General features: G+C 74.1%; 21 protein-coding genes. 7 read left to right on the top strand and 14 right to left on the bottom strand.

Annotation, left to right across the window (positions count from 1 at the left end):
• Positions 1 to 20: 20 nt before the first annotated feature.
• Complete coding sequence (locus tag ACN27D_RS04695; protein ID WP_421498595.1) at positions 21 to 920, bottom strand: TIGR01777 family oxidoreductase; 900 nt, start codon at positions 918 to 920, stop codon at positions 21 to 23.
• 123 nt (positions 921 to 1,043) lie between these two features.
• On the opposite strand from ACN27D_RS04695, the gene ACN27D_RS04690 reads away from it, so the two are divergent.
• Positions 1,044 to 1,514 (top strand): helix-turn-helix domain-containing protein, encoded by a 471-nt coding sequence (locus ACN27D_RS04690; protein WP_421498594.1) that lies wholly within the window; start codon positions 1,044 to 1,046, stop codon positions 1,512 to 1,514.
• A gap of 122 nt (positions 1,515 to 1,636) precedes the next feature.
• Positions 1,637 to 2,074, top strand: a complete 438-nt coding sequence (locus ACN27D_RS04685; RefSeq protein WP_421498593.1) for a PIN domain-containing protein — start codon at positions 1,637 to 1,639, stop codon at positions 2,072 to 2,074.
• A gap of 27 nt (positions 2,075 to 2,101) precedes the next feature.
• Here the strand turns inward: ACN27D_RS04685 and ACN27D_RS04680 are convergent, their stop codons facing one another.
• The 5 genes from ACN27D_RS04680 to ACN27D_RS04660 form a co-directional block, all read right to left on the bottom strand.
• Positions 2,102 to 3,112 (bottom strand): aldo/keto reductase, encoded by a 1,011-nt coding sequence (locus tag ACN27D_RS04680; protein WP_421498592.1) that lies wholly within the window; start codon positions 3,110 to 3,112, stop codon positions 2,102 to 2,104.
• A gap of 11 nt (positions 3,113 to 3,123) precedes the next feature.
• Positions 3,124 to 4,071 (bottom strand): LLM class flavin-dependent oxidoreductase, encoded by a 948-nt coding sequence (locus ACN27D_RS04675; RefSeq protein WP_121686035.1) that lies wholly within the window; start codon positions 4,069 to 4,071, stop codon positions 3,124 to 3,126.
• 69 nt (positions 4,072 to 4,140) lie between these two features.
• Complete coding sequence (locus tag ACN27D_RS04670) at positions 4,141 to 5,019, bottom strand: oxidoreductase (RefSeq protein ID WP_421498591.1); 879 nt, start codon at positions 5,017 to 5,019, stop codon at positions 4,141 to 4,143.
• A gap of 73 nt (positions 5,020 to 5,092) precedes the next feature.
• Positions 5,093 to 6,427, bottom strand: coding sequence for a low temperature requirement protein A (locus ACN27D_RS04665; RefSeq protein WP_358172561.1), 1,335 nt, complete (start codon positions 6,425 to 6,427; stop codon positions 5,093 to 5,095).
• A 44-nt stretch (positions 6,428 to 6,471) separates the two neighbouring features.
• Entirely contained in the window at positions 6,472 to 7,038 is a 567-nt protein-coding gene (locus tag ACN27D_RS04660) for a TetR/AcrR family transcriptional regulator (protein ID WP_252454203.1), read from the bottom strand.
• A 147-nt stretch (positions 7,039 to 7,185) separates the two neighbouring features.
• Between ACN27D_RS04660 and ACN27D_RS04655 the strand changes: the two genes are divergently transcribed.
• Positions 7,186 to 8,121, top strand: a complete 936-nt coding sequence (locus ACN27D_RS04655; protein WP_421498590.1) for an SDR family NAD(P)-dependent oxidoreductase — start codon at positions 7,186 to 7,188, stop codon at positions 8,119 to 8,121.
• A gap of 62 nt (positions 8,122 to 8,183) precedes the next feature.
• Here the strand turns inward: ACN27D_RS04655 and sucB are convergent, their stop codons facing one another.
• Positions 8,184 to 10,046 (bottom strand): 2-oxoglutarate dehydrogenase, E2 component, dihydrolipoamide succinyltransferase, encoded by a 1,863-nt coding sequence (sucB, locus tag ACN27D_RS04650; RefSeq protein ID WP_421498589.1) that lies wholly within the window; start codon positions 10,044 to 10,046, stop codon positions 8,184 to 8,186.
• A 66-nt stretch (positions 10,047 to 10,112) separates the two neighbouring features.
• A complete protein-coding gene (lpdA, locus tag ACN27D_RS04645; RefSeq protein WP_421498588.1) occupies positions 10,113 to 11,504 on the bottom strand; it encodes a dihydrolipoyl dehydrogenase in 1,392 nt (463 codons plus the stop codon).
• 179 nt (positions 11,505 to 11,683) lie between these two features.
• Between lpdA and ACN27D_RS04640 the strand changes: the two genes are divergently transcribed.
• Complete coding sequence (locus tag ACN27D_RS04640; RefSeq protein WP_064448299.1) at positions 11,684 to 12,013, top strand: hypothetical protein; 330 nt, start codon at positions 11,684 to 11,686, stop codon at positions 12,011 to 12,013.
• 55 nt (positions 12,014 to 12,068) lie between these two features.
• Here the strand turns inward: ACN27D_RS04640 and ACN27D_RS04635 are convergent, their stop codons facing one another.
• Positions 12,069 to 13,637: a leucyl aminopeptidase gene (locus ACN27D_RS04635; RefSeq protein WP_364803580.1), complete on the bottom strand. Its 1,569-nt coding sequence runs from the start codon at positions 13,635 to 13,637 to the stop codon at positions 12,069 to 12,071.
• A 166-nt stretch (positions 13,638 to 13,803) separates the two neighbouring features.
• On the opposite strand from ACN27D_RS04635, the gene gcvT reads away from it, so the two are divergent.
• A complete protein-coding gene (gene gcvT / locus ACN27D_RS04630; RefSeq protein WP_421498587.1) occupies positions 13,804 to 14,928 on the top strand; it encodes a glycine cleavage system aminomethyltransferase GcvT in 1,125 nt (374 codons plus the stop codon).
• 10 nt (positions 14,929 to 14,938) lie between these two features.
• Here gcvT and ACN27D_RS04625 read toward each other — a convergent pair whose 3' ends face one another.
• The 3 genes from ACN27D_RS04625 to ACN27D_RS04615 form a co-directional block, all read right to left on the bottom strand.
• Positions 14,939 to 16,228, bottom strand: a complete 1,290-nt coding sequence (locus ACN27D_RS04625) for a DUF2314 domain-containing protein (RefSeq protein WP_358194271.1) — start codon at positions 16,226 to 16,228, stop codon at positions 14,939 to 14,941.
• Positions 16,229 to 16,291: 63 nt separating this feature from the next.
• Positions 16,292 to 17,065 (bottom strand): adenosylcobinamide-GDP ribazoletransferase, encoded by a 774-nt coding sequence (gene cobS, locus ACN27D_RS04620; RefSeq protein ID WP_421498586.1) that lies wholly within the window; start codon positions 17,063 to 17,065, stop codon positions 16,292 to 16,294.
• On the bottom strand, positions 17,055 to 19,031 hold the full coding sequence (locus ACN27D_RS04615; RefSeq protein ID WP_421498585.1) for a bifunctional adenosylcobinamide kinase/adenosylcobinamide-phosphate guanylyltransferase: 1,977 nt from the start codon (positions 19,029 to 19,031) through the stop codon (positions 17,055 to 17,057). Before ACN27D_RS04615 ends, cobS begins: the two co-directional genes overlap by 11 nt.
• Positions 19,032 to 19,290: 259 nt before the next feature.
• Between ACN27D_RS04615 and ACN27D_RS04610 the strand changes: the two genes are divergently transcribed.
• Positions 19,291 to 19,491, top strand: coding sequence for a hypothetical protein (locus ACN27D_RS04610; protein ID WP_121682909.1), 201 nt, complete (start codon positions 19,291 to 19,293; stop codon positions 19,489 to 19,491).
• Complete coding sequence (locus ACN27D_RS04605; protein ID WP_071098270.1) at positions 19,488 to 20,282, top strand: site-2 protease family protein; 795 nt, start codon at positions 19,488 to 19,490, stop codon at positions 20,280 to 20,282. The genes ACN27D_RS04610 and ACN27D_RS04605 overlap by 4 nt, the downstream gene beginning before the upstream one ends.
• A gap of 52 nt (positions 20,283 to 20,334) precedes the next feature.
• On the opposite strand, the gene ACN27D_RS04600 is transcribed toward ACN27D_RS04605, so the two are convergent.
• Positions 20,335 to 21,333 (bottom strand): aldo/keto reductase family protein, encoded by a 999-nt coding sequence (locus ACN27D_RS04600; RefSeq protein WP_355116775.1) that lies wholly within the window; start codon positions 21,331 to 21,333, stop codon positions 20,335 to 20,337.
• A 109-nt stretch (positions 21,334 to 21,442) separates the two neighbouring features.
• Positions 21,443 to 23,593, bottom strand: coding sequence for a WG repeat-containing protein (locus ACN27D_RS04595; protein WP_421498584.1), 2,151 nt, complete (start codon positions 23,591 to 23,593; stop codon positions 21,443 to 21,445).
• Positions 23,594 to 24,393 lie beyond the last annotated feature (800 nt).

Genomic DNA, 24,393 nt, shown 5'->3' with positions numbered 1-24,393 from the left:
CCGCGTCGCGCCGCCCTCGCTCAGCCGGTGAGGGCGGCGCGCAGCGCGCCCGGCAGGTCCGGGTGCGCCCAGGCGAAACCGGCCTTGTCCAGCACACCGGGCAGCACCCGCGTGCTGGTGAGCGCCTCCTGCGCGAAACCGCCGAGCGCGACCTTCAGCGCCAGCGCCGGGATCGGCATGATCGCCGGGCGGTGCAGCTGCCGGGCGAGTTCCCGGGTGAACTCGGCGTTGGTGACCGGTGCCGGGCCGACCACGTTCACCGGGCCGGCCACGTCGTCGCGGGCCAGCAGGAACTTCGCGGCGTCGAGCCAGTCCCGCATCGAGATCCACGGCAGCCACTGGCGGCCGTTGCCCAGCTTGCCGCCGACGCCGAGCCGGAACGGCAGGAGCTGCGGCTTGAGCAGGCCGCCGTCGCGGTGCAGTGGCAGTCCGGTACGCAGGCGCACCACCCGTACGCCGGCGTCCTCGGCCGGGCGGGTCGCGGCCTCCCAGACCCGGCAGACGTCGGCGAGGAACCCCTCACCGGCTGGCGCCTCCTCGGTGACCGCACGGTCGCCGGTGTTGCCGTACCAGCCGACGGCGGAGGAGTTCAGCAGCACCGCGGGCCGGTCGGCGGCGGGCAGGCCGGCGATCGTGATGGCGAGCGTGGTGGTGCTGTCCACCCGGCTGGTCCGGATCGTCTTCCGGTACTCGTCGTTCCAGCGCTTGTCACCCACCCCGGCGCCGGCCAGGTTCACCACCGCGTCGGCGTCGGCGACGCACTGCGGGTCCAGTTGCGCGGCGGACGGGTTCCACTGCCGTTCGACGGGGGTGCGCGGCGGGCGGCGGACCAGGCGCGTGACCTGGTGGCCGTCCGCGGTGAGGCAGTCGACCAGTCGGGTGCCGAGGAAACCGGACGCGCCGGCCATGAGGATCCGCATGCTCACATCTTCGAGTACGGAGCGCGATTCGGATGCGTTGAGCGAAATCACTCACTCGTCACGCCCGCCGGTTGCGCGCGCTGAAGGCGTTGCGGTTTTTTCGAATAGCGATACGCTTGCGTCATGAGCAGCGCCCTGCGTGAACGTACGGTCCTTCCCCCGGACGACCCCGCTGAGCTGGCCCGGTTCGTGCAGGAACTGCGCAGCGCCGGCGGTCGTGCGCGGGCCAGGCTGGTCGGGCCGGACGGATCCGAGATCGAAATCCCGGACGAGCTGTACGGGGTGCTGCGGGACGTCGTGACGGCGCTGTCCGAGGGCCTCGCGATCTCCATCGCACCGCACAACACGATGTTGACGACCCAGGAGGCGGCGGACCTGCTCAACATCTCCCGGCCCACGCTGGTCCGGTTGCTGTCCGAGGGCGAGATGCCGCACACGATGCGCGGCCGTCACCGGCGGGTCATGCTCCGGGACGTTCTCGACTACCAGGAGCGGACCCGGCAGGCACGCCGCCGGACACTCGACCGGATGACCGCCGAAGCCGAGGAAGACGGCCTGTACGACGCGACCGGCATGCCCCGCAGGACGAGATGAGCGTGACCTGAGTGGCGTTCCCGGCGTTTCTCGACACCTGCGTCCTCTACCCGGCGCATCTCTGCGACACCCTGCTGCGGCTGGCCGAGGTCGCCGCCTACCGACCCCTCTAGTCCAGGGACGTGCTGGACGAGTTGCGACGCAACCTGATCGCACGAGGCATCGCGGAGGAGCGGGTCGACCGCCGCCTCGGCCAGATGGCGGAGGCGTTTCCGGACGCCATGGTCAGCGGATACGAGTCGCTGATCGACGGCATGTCCAACGACCCCAAGGACCGGCACGTGCTCGCCGCCGCCGTCCGGGCGAACGCGGAGGTGCTGGTCACGTTCAACGTCGGTGACTTTCCCGAGCCGTCGCTCAAGTCGTTCGACATCGTGGCGGTGCACCCGGACGACTTCCTGCTCGACCAGCTGGACCTCTATCCGGGGCAGACACTCGACGTCCTGCACCGCCAGGCGGCCGCCTACCGCAGGGAGCCGACGACCGTACCGGGTCTGCTCGTACTGCTGGGACGCACCGGCCTGCCCCGGTTCGCCGCGGAGGTCCGCCGACACCTCTGAGGCGGGCCCCGCGGCGGGACCGGGCGGTCACGCGTCGGCAGGGGCGGTACGCAGGTCGGCGAGCAGTCGTTCCACCTCGGCGAACGCGTCCTGCAGCAACGGCCCGTACGCCAGCGCGCCGAGGTTCTCCTCGGCCTGCGCGACGGTCCGGCACCCGGGGATGGGCAGGGTGTGCGGGCTGCGGGCGAGCAGCCAGCCCAGCGCGCCCTGGGCGAGGGTGCGGCCGTCGGCGGTCAGCGCCTCGCGGACCCGGGCCACCCGCTGCGCCCACTCGGTGCGCGGTACGCCGCCGGTGAACCAGTCCAGCCACTCCGGGGCCACGCCGCGCACGTCGTCGTCGCCCCGGGCGGCCGGCGCGCCCTGGTACTTCGCGGTGAGCAGGCCCATCGCCAGCGGCCCCCGGTTCAGGGCGGCCAGGTCGAGCTCCGCGCACACCGCGAGCATGGCCGCGTTGTCCCGCAGCACCGACTGGTCGTGCTGGATCGCCGCGCAGTGCGGTCCGGCCTCGGCGAAGGCGCGTGCCGAGGCGGGGTCGTCGGTGCTCCAGCCGTACGCCCGGATCTTCCCCTGGGTGACCAGGTCCTCCAGGGTGCCGACGAGGTCCAGCGCCTGCGGCACCGGCAGGCCGCCCAGGTGCAGCTGGTAGAGGTCGACGTGGTCGGTGCCGAGCCGGCGCAGCGAACCCTCCAGGCTGCGCCGGGCGTAGTCCGCCGTGGCGTCCTCGCCCAGCGCCTGGCGGGTCTCCTCGTCGGTGGGATAGCCGAACTTGGTCGCGATGACCGCGCGGTCCCGGCGGCCGGCCAGCGCGCGCCCGAGCACCCGCTCGCTGTGCCCGGCGCCGTAGTTGCTGGACGTGTCGAACAGCGTCGCGCCCAGGTCGAGGGCCCGGTGGACGGTACGCACCGACTCGTCGTCGTCCACCTCGCCCCAGCCGAGCGGTTGGGTGCCGTCCCAGAGCGGGCCGCCGATCGCCCAGCAGCCCATGCCGATCGCGCTGACCTCGATGCCGCTGCGGCCCAGCCGTCGTGTCGTCGTCATGCGCACAGTGTTCACTTTCGAGTGTGCTCGAAGTCCAGCTCTTTTCCCGCCAGCCGGGGCAGGAGCGGCGCGAGCGCGTCGACGGCTCCGGCGCGTACCACGAAGCGGGTGACGCCCCAGCGGCGCTCGTGCCCGGCCACCGCCGCGACGATCTCGTCGGGCGTCCCGGCCAGCACGAACGGGGTGGCCAGCACCTCCGCCGGGGTGAGCCCGGTCTCGGCGGCCGTCCCGGCGGCGGCGGCCTCCGCGTCGTCGGAGACGGCGACGTGCTGGACCAGCGCCTCCAGGACCGGCGGGGTGTCCCGGCCGGCGGCGCCGGCCGCGACGCACGCGAGCTGCGCCTCGATCTGGTCGGCCCGCCACCGGACGGTGTGCTGGTGGCCGTCCGGCAGCGTCCGGCCCAGGCCGGCCAGGCCCACCACGTCGGCGTGCCTCCCGGCCCAGCGCAGCAACGTCGAGTTGGACGTGCCCACGGTCAGCGGGATGCGGTCCTGGACCGGCCGGGGTGCCCTGAGGCGGGCGGCGTGCGCGGCCAGCTCCTCGGTGTCCACAGTGACGTCGTCGCCGGCCAGCAGCGCCCGTACCGCCTCGGTCACCGCGACGCAGCGGCGGACCCGGCCGGCGACGTCCGGACGCTCGCGCCCGACGGCCCGCCACTCGGCCGGCGTGTGGCCCGCGCCGACGCCGAACCGGGCCCGTCCGCCGGAGACCACGTCGAGCGTGGCCACGTCGGCGGCGAGCAGGATCGGTTCCCGGACGCCGGCGTTGGAGACGTACGAGCCGAGGCCCAGCGTGCTGGTCACGGCCGCCGCGGCGGCGAGCGCGACGAACGGCGACGCGCAGTCGCCGGGGTGGTCGGCCGCGAACAGCGCGTCGAAGCCGGCCGCCTCGACGGTACGGGCCAGCTCGGTCCAGCTCGCCGCGTCGGTGGGTTGGGCCTGCACGGAGAAGGTCGCCATCGCCTCAGCATCGGCGCGCACGCGGCGGCGGGCCACCCCGTACGCGCCGATTCTGCCGACGGCCGAACCTCACACCGCGTCGAGGCGGGCCAGGTCGGCGGGGGAGAGGCGCAGCGCGGCGGCGGCGATGTTCTGCTCCAGGTGCGCCGGGTTGCCGGTGCCGGGGATGGCCAGCACGTTCGAGCCCCGGGCCAGCGTCCAGGCCAGCCGGACCTGGGCCGCCGTCACACCGTGCTCCCGGGCCACCGCGTGCACCTCCGGGTGCTCCTCGCCGGTGGCGCCGGCCTCCCGGCCGCTGGTGACGATGGAGAAGAACGGCACGAACGCGGTGCCGTGCGCCGCGCAGTCCCGGATCAGCTCGTCGTGGGTACGGCGGTAGCCCAGGCCGTACGAGTTCTGCACGCACACCACCGGGGCGATGGCGCGGGCCTCGGCGACCTGGTGCGGGCGTACCGCGGAGACGCCCAGGTGCCGGATCAGCCCGGCGTCGCGCAGCTCGGCCAGCGCGCCGAAGTGCTCGGAGAGCGGCTCCGGGCCGTGCACCCGCAGGTTCACCACGTCCAGGTGGTCGCGGCCGAGCTGGCGCAGGTTCTCCTCCACCTGCCCGCGCAACTGGTCCGGGCGGGCCGCCGGCAGCCACTGCCCGGACGGGTCCTTGCCGGGTCCGACCTTGGTCACGATGACCAGATCGTCGGAGTACGGCGACAGTGCCCGGTTGATCAGCTCGTTGGCCGAGCGCAGCGGCGAGAAGTAGAACGCGGCCGTGTCGATGTGGTTGACGCCCAGCTCGACGGCGCGGCGCAGCACGGCGACGGCCCGGTCCCGGTCGCTCGGGCTGCCGTCGGCGTTCGCGGTCAGCCGCATGGCGCCCAGGCCCATCCGGTTGACGGTCAGGTCGCCGAGCTGCCAGGTGCCGGCCGCGCCGGCGTGGATGGTGTCGATGGTCATGCGATCCCCGTATCCCTCGTCTGCGGCCCCGGTGCGGGGCCGACAGGTATCACGAGGGCGGCGGGCAGGTGGTTCACCCGTTCTCGTCGCGGTCCTCGGGTTGCTCGTGCCAACGGGCCCGCCAGGCCGCCTCGTGCGCCTCGTGGCTGGTGCGTTCCTCGAAGACCAGCTTGCGCAGCGCCTGCCGGCCCTCGGCGAAGACGATCACCTCGACGGCCACCATACCCACGGTGATCGCGGTCAGCATGCCCAGCGCGGCCAGCCCCGGCACCCGCTCGGCGACCGGGATGGTCACGCCCAGCAGCAGCACCGTGCCGACCCGGGTCCAGCTCACCGTGCGCAGGGTGCGGAGCTGGAACAACATGTTGCCGCAGAGGTAGCAGATCACGCCGCCGAACAGCAGCGGCACGCCCGGGCCGTGCGCCGGTTCGCTCGGCGGCACGTTCGGGTCGGCGATCCCGTGCACGATCGTCTCGGCGCCGAGCGCGAACAGGATGATGCCCGCGATCATCGGCAGGAAGAGGTACGCGTACGCGTCCCGGGCCATCGCCACCCGGGGGCCGTCCTGCGCGGCGTGCAATGCGATCCGGGCGGCCGGCCCGACCATGTCGTAGTGCGCCCACCAGAGCGCGGCGGTGAAGAAGATGCCGAGCACCGCCGCCGCCACGGCCGGCCAGGTGGGCGGCTGGCCGAGCAGGTTGCTGCCGACGCCGACGGAGATGACCGACTCGCCCAGCGCGATGATCAGGATGAGGTCGTACCGCTCGGTCCAGTGTTCGGCGGACGAGACACCCCAGCCCCAGGTGCCGGCGAGGATGCCGGTGCCGTACTGGAGCAGGATGACGCCGGCCCACAGCACGTCCCGCAGCACCGAGGCCGAGAACAGGTCGTCGATCTTCGGCGGCAGCAGCGCGGCGACCAGCAGCAGCGCGGTACTGCCGATCACCTCGGGGGCGAACCGGATCAGTTGCCGGCGCTCGTTCGGGCTGTCCCGGATGGCGTGCCGGTAGAGCAGCAGGTGCACCAGCCGCAGGACGGTGTAGCTGAGCGCCGCGACCATCGGCCCGGCCTCGTTGCCGCGCGGGTCGCGGAACGCGTGCGGCAGGGACAGCGCGAACGTGAACAGCGCGGCCATGCCGACTGTCATGAGCACCGGGACGAAGCCCTCGCCGAGGCGTACCCGGGTGGCCACCACGCTGTGCACCACCCACGACCACCAGAGCACGGCGAGGACCAGCAGCGCGTGCAGCAGCGCCCCGCCGGTCACCTGGAGCGCGGTGGCCCGGGTGATGATGAAGAACGAGAAGACGAAGACCAGGTCGAAGAAGATCTCGAACCGGTCGACCCGGGCGCCGGGGGCCACCGGCACCGCCGGTCCCAGGCGTCCCCGCCACCCGTACGAGCCCACCGGCCGAGTCTGTCAGCGCAGGTCGGGCCGGGTGGCCGATTCGGTCAGCCCGGCCGGTGGCGCAGGCCGTCCATCAGCAGGTCGAGCAGGCGTCCGGCCTGGGCGCGCTGGTCCGGCTCGCCGGCCACCAGGGAGACCCCGCTGAGGCTGGCGAGCACGTCGGCGGCGGCCACGTCGGCGCGTAGGACACCGGCCGCCGCACCGGCCGCGAGCAGTTCGCCGAGCGCGGCGAGCAGCCGGTCGCGGCTCTGCGCGTACGGGTTGGCGCCGGAGGCGATGACCAGCCGCAGCGCGTCGGCCATGCCCCGCTTGGTGGCGAGGTAGTCGACGAACCGGTCCATCCAGGCGCGCAGCGCCGCGTCGGCGGGCTGGGCGGCGAGCAGCGCCGGTGCGGCGTCGCAGAGCTTCTCCAGCTCGTTGCGGTACGCCGCCTCGATCAGCGCCTCCCGGCTGGGGAAGTGGCGGTAGAGCGTGCCGATGCCGACGCCGGCCTCCTTGGCGACCCGGTCCAGCGTTACCTCCGGGCCGTCCTGGGAAAACGCGTGGACCGCGGCGTCCAGCAGCCGCTGCCGGTTGCGCAGCGCGTCCGCGCGCAGCGGTCGGTCGGGCACGGGCCCTCCTCCCTCGGCCGGGTCGCCGGCCCGGCACCGTGGTAACCGGAGCCCCCTCCGGTTATGCTGGCGGAGTAACGGAGGATCCTCCGCTTCTCATCGTAGCGGGCGGACATCGGTCCGCGTCGCCGTCGACAAGGATGGACCATGACAACCCCGACACCAGTCACCACCCCGTTCTCCGCCGAGACCACAGCCCTGGAGGTCGTCCGCGACCTGGACCTGACCGGCCGCCGGGCCGTCGTCACCGGCGGCGCCTCCGGCATCGGCGTGGAGACCGCCCGCGCGCTCGCCGCCGCCGGAGCGGACGTCACACTCGCCGTCCGCAACACCGAGGCCGGGCAGCGCGCCGCCGACGACATCACCGGCACCACCGGCAACGACCGGATCCTGGTCGCCCCGCTCGACCTCGCCGACCTCGCCTCGGTGGCCGCGTTCGTCCGCACCTGGGACGGACCGTTGCACATGCTCGTCGACAACGCCGGGATCATGGCCTCGCCCGAGATGCGCACCGAGCAGGGCTGGGAGATGCAGTTCGCGACCAACCACCTCGGCCACTTCGCGCTCGCCACCGGGCTGCGCCCGGCGCTCGCCGCGGCCGACGGCGCGCGGATCGTCTCGGTCAGCTCCGCGGCCCACCTGCGCTCACCGGTGGTGTTCTCCGACATCCACTTCCGGCAGCGGCCGTACGACCCGTGGCTGGCGTACGGGCAGTCCAAGACCGCGAACGTGCTGTTCGCGGTGGAGGCGACCCGCCGCTGGGCGGACGACGGCATCTACACCAACGCGCTGATGCCGGGTGCGATCCGGACCAACCTCCAGCGCTACATCAGCGAGGAGGAGCTGGCGCGGATGCGCAGCGGAAACGCGGCCGCGTTCAAGACCCCGGAGCAGGGCGCGGCGACCTCGGTGCTGGTCGCCACCTCGCCGCTGCTCGACGGCGTCGGCGGCCGGTACTTCGAGGACTGCCAGGAGGCCGGGCCGAACCAGCCGGGCACGCGTACCGGCTGGGCCGCGTACGCCCGGGATCCGGAGGCCGCCGAGCAGCTCTGGACCGCCTCCGAGGAGCACCTGCGCGGCTGACCCGCGAAAACGACGAAGGGGGCGCGCGGCATGTCGCCGCGCGCCCCCTTACCGTCTCGGATCTACAGACCCAGCTCGGCCTCGAAGTTGCCGCCCTCCAGCCGCTCCTTCACCGCGGTGAGGAAGCGGGCCGCGTCGGCGCCGTCGATCAGCCGGTGGTCGTACGACATGGCCAGGTAGACCATCGACCGGATCGCGACGACCTCGCCCAGCTCCGGGTCGTTGACCACGACCGGGCGCTTCACCACGGCACCCGTGCCGAGCATCGCCGACTGCGGCGACGGCACGATCGGGGTGTCGAACAGCGCGCCCCGGCTGCCGGTGTTGGTGAGCGTGAACGTCGCCCCGGCCATCTCGTCCGGGGTGATCTTGTTGGCCCGGGTGCGCTCGGCCAGGTCGGCGATCCGCTTCGCGATGCCGCCCATGTTGAGGTCACCGGCGTTGTGGATGACCGGCACGAGCAGCCCGCGCTCGGTGTCCACCGCGATGCCCAGGTGCTCCGCGGCCGGGTATGTGATCGTCCCGCCGTCCAGGTCCATGCTGGCCTGGATGATCGGGTACGTCTGGAGCGCCTCGATCGCGGCCAGCGCGAAGAACGGCAGGAAGGACAGCTTCACGCCGTGCTTGGCCTGGAACGAGTCCTTGGCCCGCGCGCGCAGCCTGGCGACCTTGGTGACGTCGACCTCGACGACGGTGGTCAGCTGCGCCGTCTCGTGCAGCGACTGCTGCATCCGCTTGGCGATGGTGGCCCGGATCCGCGGCAGCTTCTCCGTGGTGCCCCGCTTGGCGCTCGGCTCCGGCTTGGCGGCCGGCTTGGCCGGGGCCTCGGCCTTGGCGGCCGGCGCGGCGGCGGCCGGCTCCGGCTTGGCGGCCTTCGCCTTCTCGGCCGCCTCCAGCACGTCCTGCTTGCGGATGCGGCCACCCACGCCGGTGCCCTTGATCGAGCCCAGGTCCACGCCGTGCTCGGCGGCGAGCTTGCGCACCAGCGGCGTCACGTACCCGGCGGCGTCCTCGCCGTACTCGGCCGGGACGCTCGGGCGCTGCGCGGCGGCCGGCGCGGACGGCTGGGCCGCCGCCTCGGCCTTGGCCGGCTGCGCGGCCTGCTCCGCCTCGGCGGCCGGCTCGTTGTAGGACGCGCCCGGCGTGGGCTCCTCGACCTTCGGCTCCGGCTTGGGCTCCGGCTTGGGCTCGGGCTTGGGCTCGGGCTTCGCCTCGACCTTCGGCTCCGGCTTGGGCTCGGGCTTCGGCTCCGCCTTCGCGGGCGCGGCGCCGGCCACCCCGACGATCGCCAGCACGGCGCCGACGTCGGCGGTCTCGTCCTCGGCGACCTTGATCTCCTGCAGCGTGCCGGCGACCGGCGACGGGATCTCGGTGTCGACCTTGTCGGTGGAGACCTCCAGCAGCGGCTCGTCCACCTCGACGGTCTCGCCGACCTGCTTGAGCCAGCGGGTGACGGTGCCCTCGGTGACGCTCTCGCCCAGGGCCGGCATGGTCACCGGCGTACCCTCGCCCGACGACGCGGCGGGCTGGGCCGGCTCCTCGACGGCCGGCTGCTCGGCCTCGGCACCCGGCTCGGCGGCGGCCTGCTCGGCCTGCTGCTCCGGCTCGGGGCCGGTGCCCTCGGCGGCGGCCGTCGGCTCGGTGGCCGGCTCGCCCTCCTCGGTGGGAGCCGCGCCCGCGTCCTCGCCCTCGCCGGCGATGACCGCCAGCTCGCTGCCGACCTCGGCGGTCTCGTCCTCGCCGACCACGATCCGGCTCAGCACGCCCGCCGCGGGGGACGGGATCTCGGTGTCGACCTTGTCGGTCGACACCTCGAGCAGGGGCTCGTCGACCTCGACGGTGTCACCCTCCTGCTTGAGCCAGCGCGTGACGGTGCCCTCGGTGACGCTCTCGCCGAGCCGGGGCATGGTGACCGATACCGGCATGTTCTCCAGACTCCTTCATTCCCCTGGTGGGATCATCGCCCGTCGCCGGACGCCGCGGTTGTCGTGTCAGGCGTGCGCGTGCAGCGGCTTGCCGGCCAGGGCCAGGTGCGCCTCGCCCAGAGCCTCGTTCTGCGTCGGGTGGGCGTGCACGAGCTGCGCCACCTCGGCCGGGTACGCCTCCCAGTTGTAGATGAGCTGCGCCTCGCCGATCAGCTCACCGACCCGGGCGCCGACCATGTGCACGCCGACCACCGGGCCGTCGTCCACCTGGACCAGCTTCACGTGGCCGGCGGTCTTGAGGATCTGGCTCTTGCCGTTGCCGCCCAGGTTGTAGTTGTAGGTCTTGATCTTGTCGGCGCCGTACTGCTCCTTGGCCTTCGCCTCGGTCAGGCCGACCGACGCCAGCTCCGGGTCGCAGTAGGTGACGCGCGGGATGCCCGCCTCGTCGATCACGGCCGGGGTCTTCCCGGCGATCTCCTCGGCGACGAAGATGCCCTGCTGGAAGCCGCGGTGGGCGAGCTGGAGGCCGGGCACGATGTCGCCGACGGCGTAGACGTTCGGCACGCTGGTGCGCAGCCGCTCGTCGGTCAGCACGTAGCCGCGGTCCATCTTGACGCCCTGCTCCTCGTAGCCGAGGCCGGCGGTGTTCGGGCCGCGGCCCACGGCGACCAGCAGCAGTTCGGCCTCGACCGTGTCGCCGCCCTGGATGGTCAGCTTCACGCCCTTGTCGGTCTTCTCGACCTTCTCGAACGGCTTGCCGACCTTGAAGTTGATCTTCCGCTTGCGGAACGCCCGCTCCAGCGCCTTCGACGACTCCTCGTCCTCGGCGGCGACCAGGCGGGGCAGTGCCTCGACGATGGTCACGTCCACGCCGAAGGACTTCCAGACGCTGGCGAACTCGACGCCGATCACGCCGCCGCCGAGCACGATCGCCGACGACGGGATCCGGTCCAGCGTCAGCGCGTGGTCGCTGGTGATGATCCGCTCGCCGTCGATGTCCAGGCCGGGCAGGCTCTTGGCGTACGACCCGGAGGCCAGCACGACGTTGCGGCCGGTGTAGCGCTTGCCGTCCACCTCGACGACGTTCTTGCCGACCAGCTTGCCGGCGCCCGCCACGAAGGTGATCTTCTTGCTGCTGCCCACCAGGCCCTGGAGGCCCTTGTACAGGCGGGAGACGACGCCGTCCTTGTACGAGTTGACCGCCGTGATGTCGATGCCGACCAGCTCGGCCTTCACGCCGAACTGCTCGGACTCACGGGTCTGGTCGGCGATCTCGGCGGCGTGCAGCAGCGCCTTGGTCGGGATGCACCCGTTGTGCAGGCAGGTCCCGCCCAGCTTGCCCTTCTCGATGAGCGCGACGGAGAGGTCCAGCTGGGCGGCACGCAGCGCCGCCGCGTAGCCGCCGCTACCACCTCCGAGGATGACGATGTCGAAGGTCGTGTCGTTCGGCTCGCTCACATCCAACTCCCAGGTCGCGTCACTGCATCGGGGGTTACGGCGGAGTAACAGGCACACCCCACCTCGGTCATCTTGTCACCACCACGGACCGGGCGCGTACCGAGGTGCCCAACGACACGTCGGTGACACGTACCCTTGGCACCGTTCTCGATGACGGCGGTGGGGGAGGAGTGGATTCGGTGGGGCTGTTCCGACGACGCAAGCGGGCGGCCCCGGCGAGCCGCGACCGCGCCGCCGACCGTGCCGATCTGGACCATCTGGAGAATTTCGTCCGGACCCGGAAGGGCGTCGAGGCGTACATCGAGCCGCGTACGACTGTCACCGAGACCACGATCATGCTGATCGCCGACGACGGCGAGTGGACCCGGCGGCGCGTCGGCGGGCCGGACGAGGCCCGCCGCTGGGCGCACCGGATCGCCATCCCGATCTACGACGTGCGGCTGATGGGCTATCCGCAGCGGATGCGCGACTACAACGAGCGCCGCAAGCGCCGCCCGGAGCTGTACTGAGGTCACGCGAAAGGGGCCCCCGGCAACGCCGGGAGCCCCTTGCCGCACGCGTCGGTCAGCCGTTGGCGGCGACGTCCTCGACCAGGTGCACGAGCGTACGCACCGGCACGCCGGTGCCGCCCTTGGTCCAGTAGCCGGTCGCCTCGCCCGAGTGGTAGCCCGGACCGGCGATGTCGATGTGCGCCCACGCCACGTCGTCGGTGACGAACTCGCGCAGGAACACGCCGCCCTGGAGCATGTGCCCGGCCCGGTCCATCCCGGCGTTGACCTGCGAGATGTCCGCGACCTCCGACTCCATGCCCTTGCGGACGTCATCCGGCAGCGGCATCGGCCACGCCGGCTCACCGGTCGCGTCACCGGCCACCCGCACCCGCTCGCACAGCTCCGGGGTGCCCATCACACCGGCGATCCGCTTGCCCAGCGCGATCACCTGCCCGCCGGTCAGCGTGGAGGTCTCGAACAGGTAGTCGGCGCCGTCCGCGCAGGCCCGCGCCATCGCGTCGGCCAGCACCATCCGGCCCTCGGCGTCGGTGTTGAGCACCTCCACCTTCTTGCCGTTGAACATGCTGATCACGTCGCCCGGCCGGTAGCTGGTGCCCGACGGCATGTTCTCCGCCATCGGCAGGTAGCCGGTGACGGTGACCGACGGCTTGAGCGCCGCGATCGCCAGCATGGCCGCGCCGACCGCCGCCGCGCCGGCCATGTCCGACTTCATCTCCCACATGCCCTGCGCCGGCTTGATCGAGATGCCGCCGGTGTCGAACGTGATGCCCTTGCCGACGAGCGCGACCCGCTTGCCGTTGCCGCCACCGTCCGGCGTCCAGGTGAGCTTCACCAGTCGCGGCGGGGCCTCGGAACCCTGGCCGACGGCGAGGATGCCGCCGTAACCACCGGCCGCCAGCGCCGCCTCGTCCAGCACCTCGACCTCCAGGCCCGCCTCACGGGCGGCGGCGGAGACGACGTCGGCGAACGCCGGTGGACGCAGCTCGTTCGGCGCCGTGTTGACCCAGTCCCGGCTGGTCCGCACGGCACCGGCCACCGCCTGCGCCCGCGCGATCTCGGCCCGGGCGGTCGCGTCGGCCGCGTCCGGCACCGCCACCAGCACCTCGGCCACCGGCTCGCGCCGGGCCGGCTGCGGCTTGGTCTTGTAGCCGGCGAACCGGTAGCCGCCCAGCAGCGCGCCCTCGGCGACCGCGCGCAGCGCGGCCGGGGCGTCGGCGTCGTCGGGCAGCGGCAGGGCCAGGGCGACGCGCGGGGCGCCGGCCAGCGCCCGCACCGCGGCACCGGCGGCCCGGCGCAGCGACTCCGGGGCCGGAGCGGCGCCCGAGGGCTCCGGGCCGAGGCCGACGGCCACGACCAGCGGCGCGGTCACCGTGCCCAGCGTGGCCAGCTTGATCACCTCGCCCGGGCCACCGGTCGCGCCGAGCAGGGCCAGCGTCTCGGTCAGCTTTCCGTCGAACGCGGCGGCGATGCTCTCCCCGCCGGTCGCCAGCAGCAGGGCGTGGGCGGGTGCGCCGCTGCCCGGCTCGGTGGTCTGGCTGTGCACGCCGATCACGATCGCGTCGACGGCGAGTTCGGCGGGGTCGGTGTCGACCAGGCTGAGGGTGGTGCGGGGCGATGTCACGAAAGCTACTCCGGGCGGGCCGGGCCGGCCGCGTCGTCGCGTACCGGCGATGAAGGTGTCTCCGGCGGCAACCTACCCGCCGGGAGGCGTGGCTGTCCCGCCGATGCGTGCCGACGGGATCCCGCCGATGCTAACCACAGCGGGCCGGGCCGGTAAGTTGCCACCCATGACCGAGGTGACCTCCGACGCTGCCGAGACCCGGCTGCGCCGATCCCCGCTGCACGAGCGGCACACCGCGCTCGGCGCGAAGTTCGCCCCCTTCGGGGGCTGGCAGATGCCGCTGGAGTACGCCGGTGGCGGCGTGCTCAAGGAGCACACGGCCGTCCGCGAGGGCGTCGGCGTGTTCGACGTCTCGCACCTGGGCAAGATCCGGGTCACCGGGCCGGGCGCGGCGGACTTCGTCAACGCCTGCCTCACCAACGACCTCGGCCGGATCGCGCCCGGCCAGGCGCAGTACACGCTCTGCTGCGACGACGCCACCGGCGGCGTGGTGGACGACATCATCGCCTACCTGCACGCCGACGACCACGTCTTCCTGGTGCCCAACGCGGCCAACACCGCCGAGGTCGCCCGCCGCCTGCGCGCCGCCGCGCCCGAGGGCGTTACCGTCACCGACGAGCACGAGGCGTACGCGGTGCTCGCGGTCCAGGGTCCGCGCTCGGCGGAGCTGCTGGGCGCGCTCGGCCTGCCCACCGGCCACGACTACATGAGCTTCTCCACCGCCACGCTCGCCGGGGTGGAGCTGACGGTGTGCCGCACCGGCTACACCGGCGAGCTGGGCTACGAGCTGGTCGTGGCGTCCGAGCACGCGGTCGCCGTCTGGGACGCGATCTTCGCCGCGGCCGACGACGTACGCGCCTGCGGCCTGGCCGCCCGGGACACGCTGCGCACCGAGATGGGCTACCCGCTGCACGGGCAGGACCTGTCCCCGGAGATCACCCCGGTGCAGGGCCGCTCCGGCTGGGCGGTGGGCTGGGACAAGGCGGCGTTCTGGGGTCGCGACGCGCTGCGCGCCGAGAAGACCGCCGGCCCGGCCCGTACGCTGCGTGGCCTCACCGCCGTCGACCGGGCCATCCCGCGCCCCGGCATGGCCGTGTACGCGGGCGACCGGCAGGTCGGCACCGTCACCAGCGGCACGTTCAGCCCGACGCTCAAGCAGGGCGTCGCGCTGGCGCTCGTCGACACCGACCCGAAGCTGCCCGACGGCGAGGAGCTGGAGGTGGACATCCGTGGCCGCCGCGCCCGGATGCGCCTGACCAGGCCGCCGTTCGTCAAGCCCTCGGTGCGCTGAGCCGCGCGGGTCAGTGCTCGCCGCGCTCCCCGGCGTCGAGCACTGCCTGCGTCCAGCCGCCCTCCAGCACGCCGGTGCCGTCCAGCACCGCCCAGTCGACGACGTCCGACGCCTCCACCACCACCGGGGAGCCGATCCGCACGCTCGGGTCGGTGTTGGCGTCGCTGGCGCTGGCGCCGACGATCCGTTCCGGGGTTTCCCACGAGGTCACCCCGGCCCAGACGTACTCGGGGCCGTCGTCGCCGGGCAGGCCGTACTTGACCACGAGCTGGCTCTCCTCGGGCAGCCGGCCGGCCAGGAACCGGGCCCGGATGTCGCCGAGCGCCTCTCGGGCGGTCTCCACCGCGCGGCTCATCGCGTCACCGGTGCGGGTGTAGCGGACGTCCGGCTGGATGCCGTTGAACAGCGTCGCGCAGGCGGCGGCGAAGTAGCGGCCGGGCGGACCCGGGTGCCCGGGCGGCGGATTCAGGCTCAGGAACGAGTCGGCGTCCGGGTCGGTGGCCGGGTCCAGCTCCAGCCGCAGCAGCACCGGCGCGGTAGCGCCGTGCTGCTCCGGATTGCCGTACGCCACGGCGATGTCGTGCCCGGTCACCGTGGCCAGCACCGGAAGCTGCACGAACGCCGGAACCTCCTCGCCGGCCAGCCCGTCGGTCCAGTCCCGCAGCAGCCGCCGGGCCGCGCCGGTCATCACCGCGCCCCACGCCCGGGTCAGGTGGTCCGGCACGCCCTGGGCCTGCAACTCCAGCAGCCCGAACCGGCGCAGCCCCTTCGTGGTGAACCAGAGCCCGTCGGAGTCCGAGGAGTAGGGCACCAGCACCCAGTCGACGAGCCGGATCCGGCCCTGCTCGTCCGGCAGCGAGCGCAGCGCCGCCGCCGGGTCGAGGAACTGGAGCCCGAAGACGTCCACCACGTCCCCGCCGACCGTCTCGGCGACCGCCGCGGCCACCGCGCGGGCGGCCCACTCGTGCGCGGGCGGCCAGCCCGGCCGGTATTCGGCCTGCACCACCACGAGGTGGGTGGCGGCGGCCAGCCGGGCCAGTTGCTCCTCGGTGGCGCCGAACGCGGTGAGCAGGTCCGGCGGCAGCTCGGGGAACTCGTCGACGGTGCGGGTGTCCACCGTCATCAGCGGGCTGTCGAGCATCTGCCGGGCCAGCCCGTGCACCGGCTCGGCGAGCCGCCCGGCGAGCCCTTCCACGGCGGTCTTCGGGCTCACCTTGGGCAGGCCGGTGATCGGCACCAGGTAGGTCGCGTCGAGCGACTCGGGCACCGGTACCGGCAGGAAGTCGTCCGTGATGAGCATGCCGTCCCCCTCGACCACGCCGGTGCACTCGCCCCGAACGCTACCCGCCCGGACCGGTGACGCTCAGCCGGTCAGCACCAGTCCCAGGTAGGACAGCGTGGTGACGATCTCCACGAGCGCTCCGAGCACGTCGCCGGTGATGCCACCGAAGCGGCGTACCAGGTGCCGGAGCAGCCCGGCCGCGACGGCGAGCGCGCCCAGCACGGCGAGCGGCCCCTGCCATGGACGGTCCGGCACCGCAGGCACGGCCGCCAGCGCGACGGCGACCGCGCCGAGCGCCAGCGCGCCCCACCCGACCGTGCCGGCGACGAGCGCGCCCAGGCCCTCCGGCCGGGCCGCCGGCACACCGCGCCGGCAGGCCAGGCCGACGGCGAGCCGCCCGGCCGCGGTGGCCGCGACCACCGCGGCGAACGCGGCGAGGGCGTCCCGGCCGGCCAGCTCCGCGAGCACCGCGCTCTGGAGCAGGAGTACGACCACGAGCGCGACCACGCCGAACGGGCCGACGTCCGGCTGCTTCATGATCTCCAGCGCGGCCGGTCCGCGCCGGTAGGAGCCGAGCGCGTCCACGGTGTCGGCCAGCCCGTCCAGGTGCAGGCCCCGGGTGAGCAGCGCGCCCAGCCCCACGGTGACCACCGCGGCGACCAACGGTGGCGCGAGCGCGCCGGTGAGCAGCAGCACCCCGCCGAGTACGGCGCCGAGCAGCGCGCCGACCAGCGGGGCGAGCGCCATCGCGGTGCCGGCGGCGGCCCGGTCGACCCGGCCGGCGCGTACCGGAAGGGTGGTGAACGTGGTGAGCGCCAGCCGGATGCCGTCGGCGAGCCGCGCCTCAGTCGGCACGTCGGCCGGGGAGGACCGGCTCGTCGGCCCCGACGGTGGTCGGTCCCGGACCGGCCGGCTCCGGCTCGGCGAAGTCCGGTTCGTCCTCGGCCCGGCCGTCGTCGCCGTCGTCGCCGCCGATGCGGTCGCCGGTGCCGGTGCGCTCGCCGGTGTCGCCCTCGTCGTCGGGGCCGCCCAGCGACGGGTGCACCGGCAGCGTGGCGGCGAGCGTCAGCGCGGAGCGCAGCAGCGGCAGCGCGGCCAGCGCGGTCGCCCCCTCGCCCAGGTCGAGCCGCAGGTCCACCAGCGGGGTCAGGCCGAGCACGTCGGCGGCGAGCCGTACGCCCGGACGGCCGCCGTGGTCGGGCAGCAGGCACCAGTGCCGGGCCTGGCCGGCCAGGTCGCGGCTGACCATGGCGGCGGCGGTGCCGACCGGCCCGTCCAGCAGCACCGGCACCTTGCGGGCGGTGGCGCCCAGCAGGACGCCGGTGGCCAGCGCGATGTCGCCGCCGCCCAGCTCGGCCAGGACGTCCTTGGCCTCCCGGGCGGATCGCCGGGTGCGGTGCAGCGCGTCCCGCACCGCCGCGCAGCGGACCATCCAGGCGGCGTCGTCGATCTCGCCCTGCTCGGTGACCACCCGGCCGAGCACCGTCGGCGGTTCCGCGCCCGCGGTGGCCGCGAGCACCGCGGCGGCGGCCGCCTCGGCACCCGCACCGCACGCGGCGAGCACCAGCAGCTGCACCCCCGCGTCGGCGGCCTGCTCGGCGAGCCGCCAGCCGTAGCGCAGCGCCGCCTCGACCTCGTCGGCGGACAGGGCCGGGCGCTCCTCCATCGGTGCCGAGGCGGGCGCCTCGACGATCTGGAGGCCGGCCCGGTTCTCGGCGGCCAGCCGGGCCAGCGCACCCCGGCCGGCGCGGGCCTGCCGGGCGCGGCGGGACGACTCGCCGGGCGTGGCGCCGGCCGACGCGCCGCCCTCGTGGTCGCCCTGGATCAGCAGTACGCGCACCGCGTCCCACGGACGCGGCGTCGAGGTGCCCTGGGTGGCGGCGGCGAAGCCGACCACCTGCTCCAGCACGCCGAGACCGGCGCCGGGGATGTCGAGGGTGGCGAGCCGGTCGACGGCCTGCGGCCCGGTGTAGTCGTCGGGCATCGGCAGTTCCATGCCCGGCTGGATCACCAGACCGGTGGCGATCATCGGCAGCGCCATCGTGGGTGCGGCCCAGTCGCCCGTACCGGGCTCGTCGGAGTCGGCCCGGGCGGGCACCGGGGCGGCGGCCGGCGTGAGCACCTCGGGCAGCGTCACGTCCCCGGCGCCGAGGTCGGCCGGCACGGCCTGGGCCGGTGCGGCCTGGTGCGCGGCGGTCCGGGGCGTCGCGGCGCGGCTCGGTACGGCCTCGGGCGACGTGGCGGCCGGCGGCACGGCGTGCGCGGGGGCCGGAGTGGTCGGCTTGAGCCACGCGGTCTGACCGGCCACCACGAGCGCGACCGCGTCGCAGGCGTCGGCGACCGCGCGGTTGGTCGCGCCGAGCGCGTCGGTGAACGCCCGGCCCAGCGGCGTGGTGGGCACCAGGGACAGGCCCACCTCGGGACTGACCAGCACCAGCCGGGCCGTGCTGGAGCGCACCGCCGCGGCCAGCTCGGCGATCGTCGCGGTGTCGTCGGCCGGCTGGTGGGCCGGGTCGAGCAGCACCGTCACCCAGCCGCCCAGGTCGTCCACGAGCAGCGTCTCGTTCGGGCCGGCGGCGGCGATGACCTCGACCAGCCGGCCCGGGTTCGCCGCGGTCTCCTCGGTGGTCCAGCTCCCCGGCCGCCGGGCGCGGTGCGCCGCGAGGCGGGTCGCCCACTCGGTGTCCTCCGGGTCGCCGGCCGGGGCGGTGGCCACGTACCGGACCGTGGGCGCGTCGGCGACCAGTGACTCGGCGAACTCGGACTTGCCGGAGCGGATACCGCCGAGCACCAGGAGGGTGTGCCACCCGTCAACGGACATGCCCGTACCTTAGTTCGCCCGCCCGCGTTCCGGGCAGCTCGCCCCTCCTCGCTCCCGCCCCGCCGCCGATCTTGCACTTGCAGCCCTCGGGATGCCGGGAATGACCACTCTGTCGGGGCACCAACCGCAAGATCGCGGGTGCGCCGAGGCGGCGGTGGTCGGCATGATCCATGTGGTGACGGGCCGTCGTCGGCGGGGCCGACTAGGCTTGCGGAGGTTTGGCGTCCCACGGGACGACGGCGGCGAGGGGAGACGCGGCATGGCGTGGAGCTGGCGGTACGAGGGCACGAACGGCGACGCGGTCGACGGACCCGCCGAATCGTTCACGAGCCAGGCGGACGCCGAGTCGTGGATCGGCCAGGCCTGGCGGGAGCTCGCGGCATCCGGCGTCACCACAGTCGTGCTGGTCGAGGACGACCGGGTGGACTACCGGATGAGCCTGCAACCCCCGGCCGAATGACCGGCTACGACCGCCCGGGCGAACCGCTGATCCTCGGCGTGCCCCGGGCGGCGTTCCGGCCGAGCCCGATCTTCCTGGCCCTGGTCGCGCTCTTCGTCGCCTCCGGGGTGATGACCTGGAACCGGTACGGCAACGTCGGCTTCGACGTGTTCCTCTTCGTCGTCTCCGGCTGGCTGGTCTCGCTGTGCCTGCACGAGTACGCGCACGCCGTGGTCGCGTACCGGTCCGGTGACCGGGACATCGCGCACCGGGGCTACCTCACGCTCAACCCGCTGAAGTACACCAGCCCGCTGCTGTCGATCGTGCTGCCGGTGGTCGTGGTGCTGCTCGGCGGCATCGGCCTGCCCGGCGGCGCGGTCTGGGTGGACCGGCACGCCATCCCCGGCCGGCTGCGGCACACGCTCGTCAGCCTCGCCGGGCCGGCCACGAACGTGCTGTTCACGCTGGTGCTGGTGGCAGCCGTGGCATGGGGGCCGGAGCTGGGCGGGCCGCTGGAGTTCTGGGCCGGCGTCGGGCTGCTCGCGTTCCTCCAGCTCACCGCCAGCGTGCTCAACCTGCTGCCGGTGCCGGGCCTGGACGGCGGCAACATGCTCCAGCCCTGGCTCAGCCCCGCCTACCGGCGGATGTACGACCTGTTCGCCCCGTACGGCTTCATCCTGCTGTTCGCGCTGCTGTGGAGCCCGCAGATCAACCGGGCGTTCTTCGGCGCGGTCTTCGCCGTCGGCGACGCGCTCGGCCTGCCGCGCGAGCTGTACCAGATCGGCTACGCCCTGATCCGCTTCTGGGAGTAGCCGACCCGGTCGTTCCCGGGCCGGTGCGAGCCGGCCCGGGAACGACGCGACGTCACGGGCGCTGAGCCGGGCTCTCGGTCTTCGCCGGGTCCCGCTCGGTGACCGGCTCGACGATCTCGTCGATCGCCTTGAGCAGGTCGGCGTCGAGCTTCACGCCCGCCGCCTTCACGTTGTCGTGCACCTGCTCCGGCCGGGACGCGCCGACGATCGCCGAGGAGACGTTCGGGTTCTGCAGCACCCAGGCGACGGCGAGCTGCGCCATGGTCAGCCCGGCCTGCTCGGCCAGCGGCTTGAGCCGCTGCACGCGGGTGAGCACGTCGTCGGTCATGAACCGCGCGATGAACCCGGCGCCGGACTTCTCGTCCGTGGCGCGGGAGCCGGCGGGCGGCGGCTGGCCCGGCAGGTACTTGCCGGACAGCACACCCTGGGCCATCGGCGACCAGACGATCTGGCCGATGCCCAGCTCCTCGCTGGTGGGGATCACCTCGGTCTCGATGACCCGCCACAGCATCGAGTACTGCGGCTGGTTCGAGATCAGCGGGATGCGCAGCTCGCGGGCGAGCGCGTGCGCCTCGCGCAGCTGGGACGCCTTCCACTCGGAGACGCCGATGTAGTGCGCCTTGCCGGAGCGTACGACGTCGGCGAAGGCCTCCATCGTCTCCTCCAGCGGGGTGCTGTAGTCGTAGCGGTGGGCCTGGTAGAGGTCCACGTGGTCGGTCTGGAGGCGGCGCAGCGAGCCGTCGATCGACTCCATGATGTGCTTGCGGGACAGACCCCGGTCGTTGCGGCCCGGACCGGTCGGCCAGTAGACCTTGGTGAAGATCTCCAGCCCTTCGCGACGCTCGCCCTTGAGCGCGCGGCCGAGCACCGACTCGGCGCGGGTGCCCGCGTACACGTCGGCGGTGTCGAACGTGGTGATGCCGCTGTCGAGGGCGGCGCGGACGCACGCGACCGCCGCGTCCTCCTCGACCTGCGAGCCGTGGGTGATCCAGTTGCCGTACGAGATCTCGCTGACCATCAGGCCGGAGCGGCCCAGGTGACGGAATTCCATGCTCCCGACCCTAGACCCGCCCGGTCCCCGACGCCGTCCGGCGCTCCCCGCCCGGCGGCGTGGACGGCCCGCGGGTCGCGGGCGGTCCGGCCGACGTGCCGGGCGCGGGTCAGAGCACCGGGCTGGCGTCGGTGAGCAGCCGGTCGATCTCCGCGACCACCGCCGCGCGGCCCGGGTGCACCGGGTCGATCAGCGGCTCGCCGCGCCGGTCCAGCGCGCCCCACCGGCCCGACTCGGTCGCGACCAGGAACGCCACCGGATGCACCACCACCGTCGGGTACGCCGGTGTCACCACCACCCGCCCGGCCCGGTCCACCACGCCCCGGCGACCGGCCAGCTCCACCACCGCCAGGCCGTCGGCGGTGAACCCGTCGACCTCCCGCCCGTCGGCGAGCGGCGTGCCGAGACGGTGGTAGCGGGTCGGCACCACCACCTCGCCGGTGAGGTCCACCGCGCCCCAGCCACCGTTCTGCCGTACCGCCGCCAGGCCGTTGCGGAACGGCCGGGCCTCCTCGTACCCGGGCGGGATCTTCACGATGTTCATCCGGTCGACGGCCATCCACCGGCCCTTGCCGTCCATCGACACCCAGGACAGCCCCTCCGAGAAGGGCACCACCGACCGGTAGCCGTTGTTCGCCTCGATCAGCGCCGCGCCGGACGTGTCGATGAGCGCCCACCGGGACGCCTCCGGCCGGCGTACCCAGGCCAGTCCCTCGTGGAACGGCTGCGCCTCGGCGTACCGGTGCGCGATGACCATCTCGCCGTCGGCGTCCGCGTACCCCCAGAGCTGCTGCTCCTCGTCGAACGTCGCCACCGGCGGACGCGGGGTGCCGAGCACCTCCTCGGGCCGGCGCGGCGGCGGGCCGAACCCGTCCGCGGCGGCCCGCTCCGCGACCGCGTCCAGCGCGACCTCGACCCGCGCGTTCAGCTGCGCGTCCTCGCCGTGACGCAGGTCCAGCGCCCGCTCGAAGTGCAGGCACGCCTCGGTCAGCCGGCCCTGGTCGTAGCAGCACCGCCCGGCGTGCTCGTGCAGCAGCGCACGCAGCCGGTCCGGCAGCTCCGGCGAGTTCGCCTCCGCGAAGAGCCGGTCCGCCTCCGCGTGGTCACCCCGCCACCGCAGCGCCTCCGCGAGACGCGCGCGGGCCAGCGCGGTCCGCCGGAACTCGCCAGTGGCCTCCGCGTAGGTGACGGCCAGCCGCGCGTCCCCGAGCGCGTCGTCCAGGTCACCGAGGATCCGGGACGCCACCGCGCGCAGGCTGAGCAGCCGGGCCCGGCTGCGGTTGTCGAGTGTGGTGTCCAGCTTGCCGGTGAGCCCGTCCCGGATCACCCGCAACTGTGCCGGGTCCGGGGCCTGCTCGCGCAGCGTACGCGGATCCAGTTCCCAGCCGACCGCGGCGAGCGCCCGCTCCGGGTCCACCGGAGGCGGCGGCGCGGCGTCCGCCGCGGGTTCCGCGTCGCCGTCGGTTCCGGCTTCCTCCGGGGTACGCGGTTCCTGCGCGTCGTCGGCGCCGGCCGGGTTCGGTACGCCGTCGTCGGTGTAGGCCTGCGCCTGTCCCTGGTGCGCGTGTCGGTTGTGGTCGGCGTGCCCTGGCGCGTCGTCGAGGGTGTCGTTGTGGCCGGTGCCGGCGTGCCCTGGTCCGTCGTCGGCGGTGTCGCCGTGGTCGGTGCCGGCGTGCTGATGTTCGGCCGGTTCGGTGCTGCTGCCCTCGGTCGGGGTGCCGACGTGCGCGTCGGGTGTGCTGCCGGGGACGACGATCCCGTCAGTGGTGGGCGGAGGCTGCGCGGGCGTGGTGTCGACCTGCTCGGCGTCGGCCGTCGCCTCGGCTTGCGCGGCGTCGGCCGTTGTCTCGGCTTGCGCGGCGTCGGCCGTTGTCTCGGCTTGCGCGGCGTCGGCCGTCGTCTCGGCTCGCGCGGCGTCGGCCGTCGTGCCGGGCTGCGGGGGAGCGGGTGGTGTGGAACCGGTGCGGTCGGCATCGGCGGTGCCGTCGGTCGCCCTCGGTTCCTCGGCCGTGTCCGCGGCGGTGGTCGCCTGCGCCGTCTCGTCGGCGGTGGTCTGCGGTGCCGTGCCGTCCTGGCGGGCATCGGTGCCGGAGGAGGCGACAGCGTTCGGAGTGCGCTGCGGACCGGGGCCGGGCAGGCCGGATGCCGCCGCCACCGCGATGTGCGGCTCGGGATCAGCGGCCGACCTGTCGGTTTCGGTTGTGGGGGTGCCGGCCTCTGCGGTCGTCCGCTCGGCCGCCGGGATGATCGGCGTGTCCACGGATGCGGGCGGTGCGACGGTGGTCGTTGCGGCCTCGGCCGATGCGCCCGCGGCGGGCGCGGTGACGATCGATGCCGATGCCGATGCCGATGCGGGCGGGGGTGCTGGTGCGGGTGCCGGGGTCGGCGGTGTGTCGGAGGTGCTTGCGGGTTCGCTGGAGCTGGTGGGTGCGGGTGTGTTCAGGTCGGCGGCGGGGGCGGTGCGGGTGTTCGACACGGCCGACGTACCGCTCGCGATGCCGGCGTTCGACACCGCCGTGCCGCTTGTGATGTCCACTCTCGACATGGCCGACGTGCTGCTTGTGATGCCGCCGTCGAGTGGCGGGGTGGAGTCGGCTTGCAGGTCGGCGCCGCCGGTCGACGGGGCGGCCGGGAGCGGCGGGGCGGCACCGCCCGGCGGGGTGGCGGGGAATGGCGCGGCTGCCGGGGATGGCGCGGTGTCGGGGAGGGGCGCGGCCGAGTCCCCGGTGGACGCTCGTGCCGGACCGGCGTTCGATCCCGGCGTCTCCGCCACGGCTTCCGGAGCCTGCACCACGGCTGACGGTTCGTCGTCGACGGTGCGCATGGTCGGCAGCGGTGCACCTCGGGAAGCCGCCGAGGCCCCGACCGACGGCACCCCACTGCGGTCGCCATCCGCCCGCTCGATCGAGTCGTCGCCGGCCGGAGATCTTGGTACGAAACGGCCCCCAGAGGGGCCGAAATCGTCCAAGATCTCTGGCGGCTCCGGGGTTTCTGCGGGCTGGGGCTGGGCTGGCCGGAACCATGCCTCGGCACCGGGGGAGGGCGGAGGCGTCTTCTCCG

This window comes from Micromonospora sp. WMMD1274 (genome assembly GCF_049179035.1).
GTDB lineage: Bacteria > Actinomycetota > Actinomycetes > Mycobacteriales > Micromonosporaceae > Micromonospora > Micromonospora tulbaghiae.
Note: the sequence above shows the minus strand (reverse complement) of the source record. Positions and strands in the feature narration are given on the sequence as shown.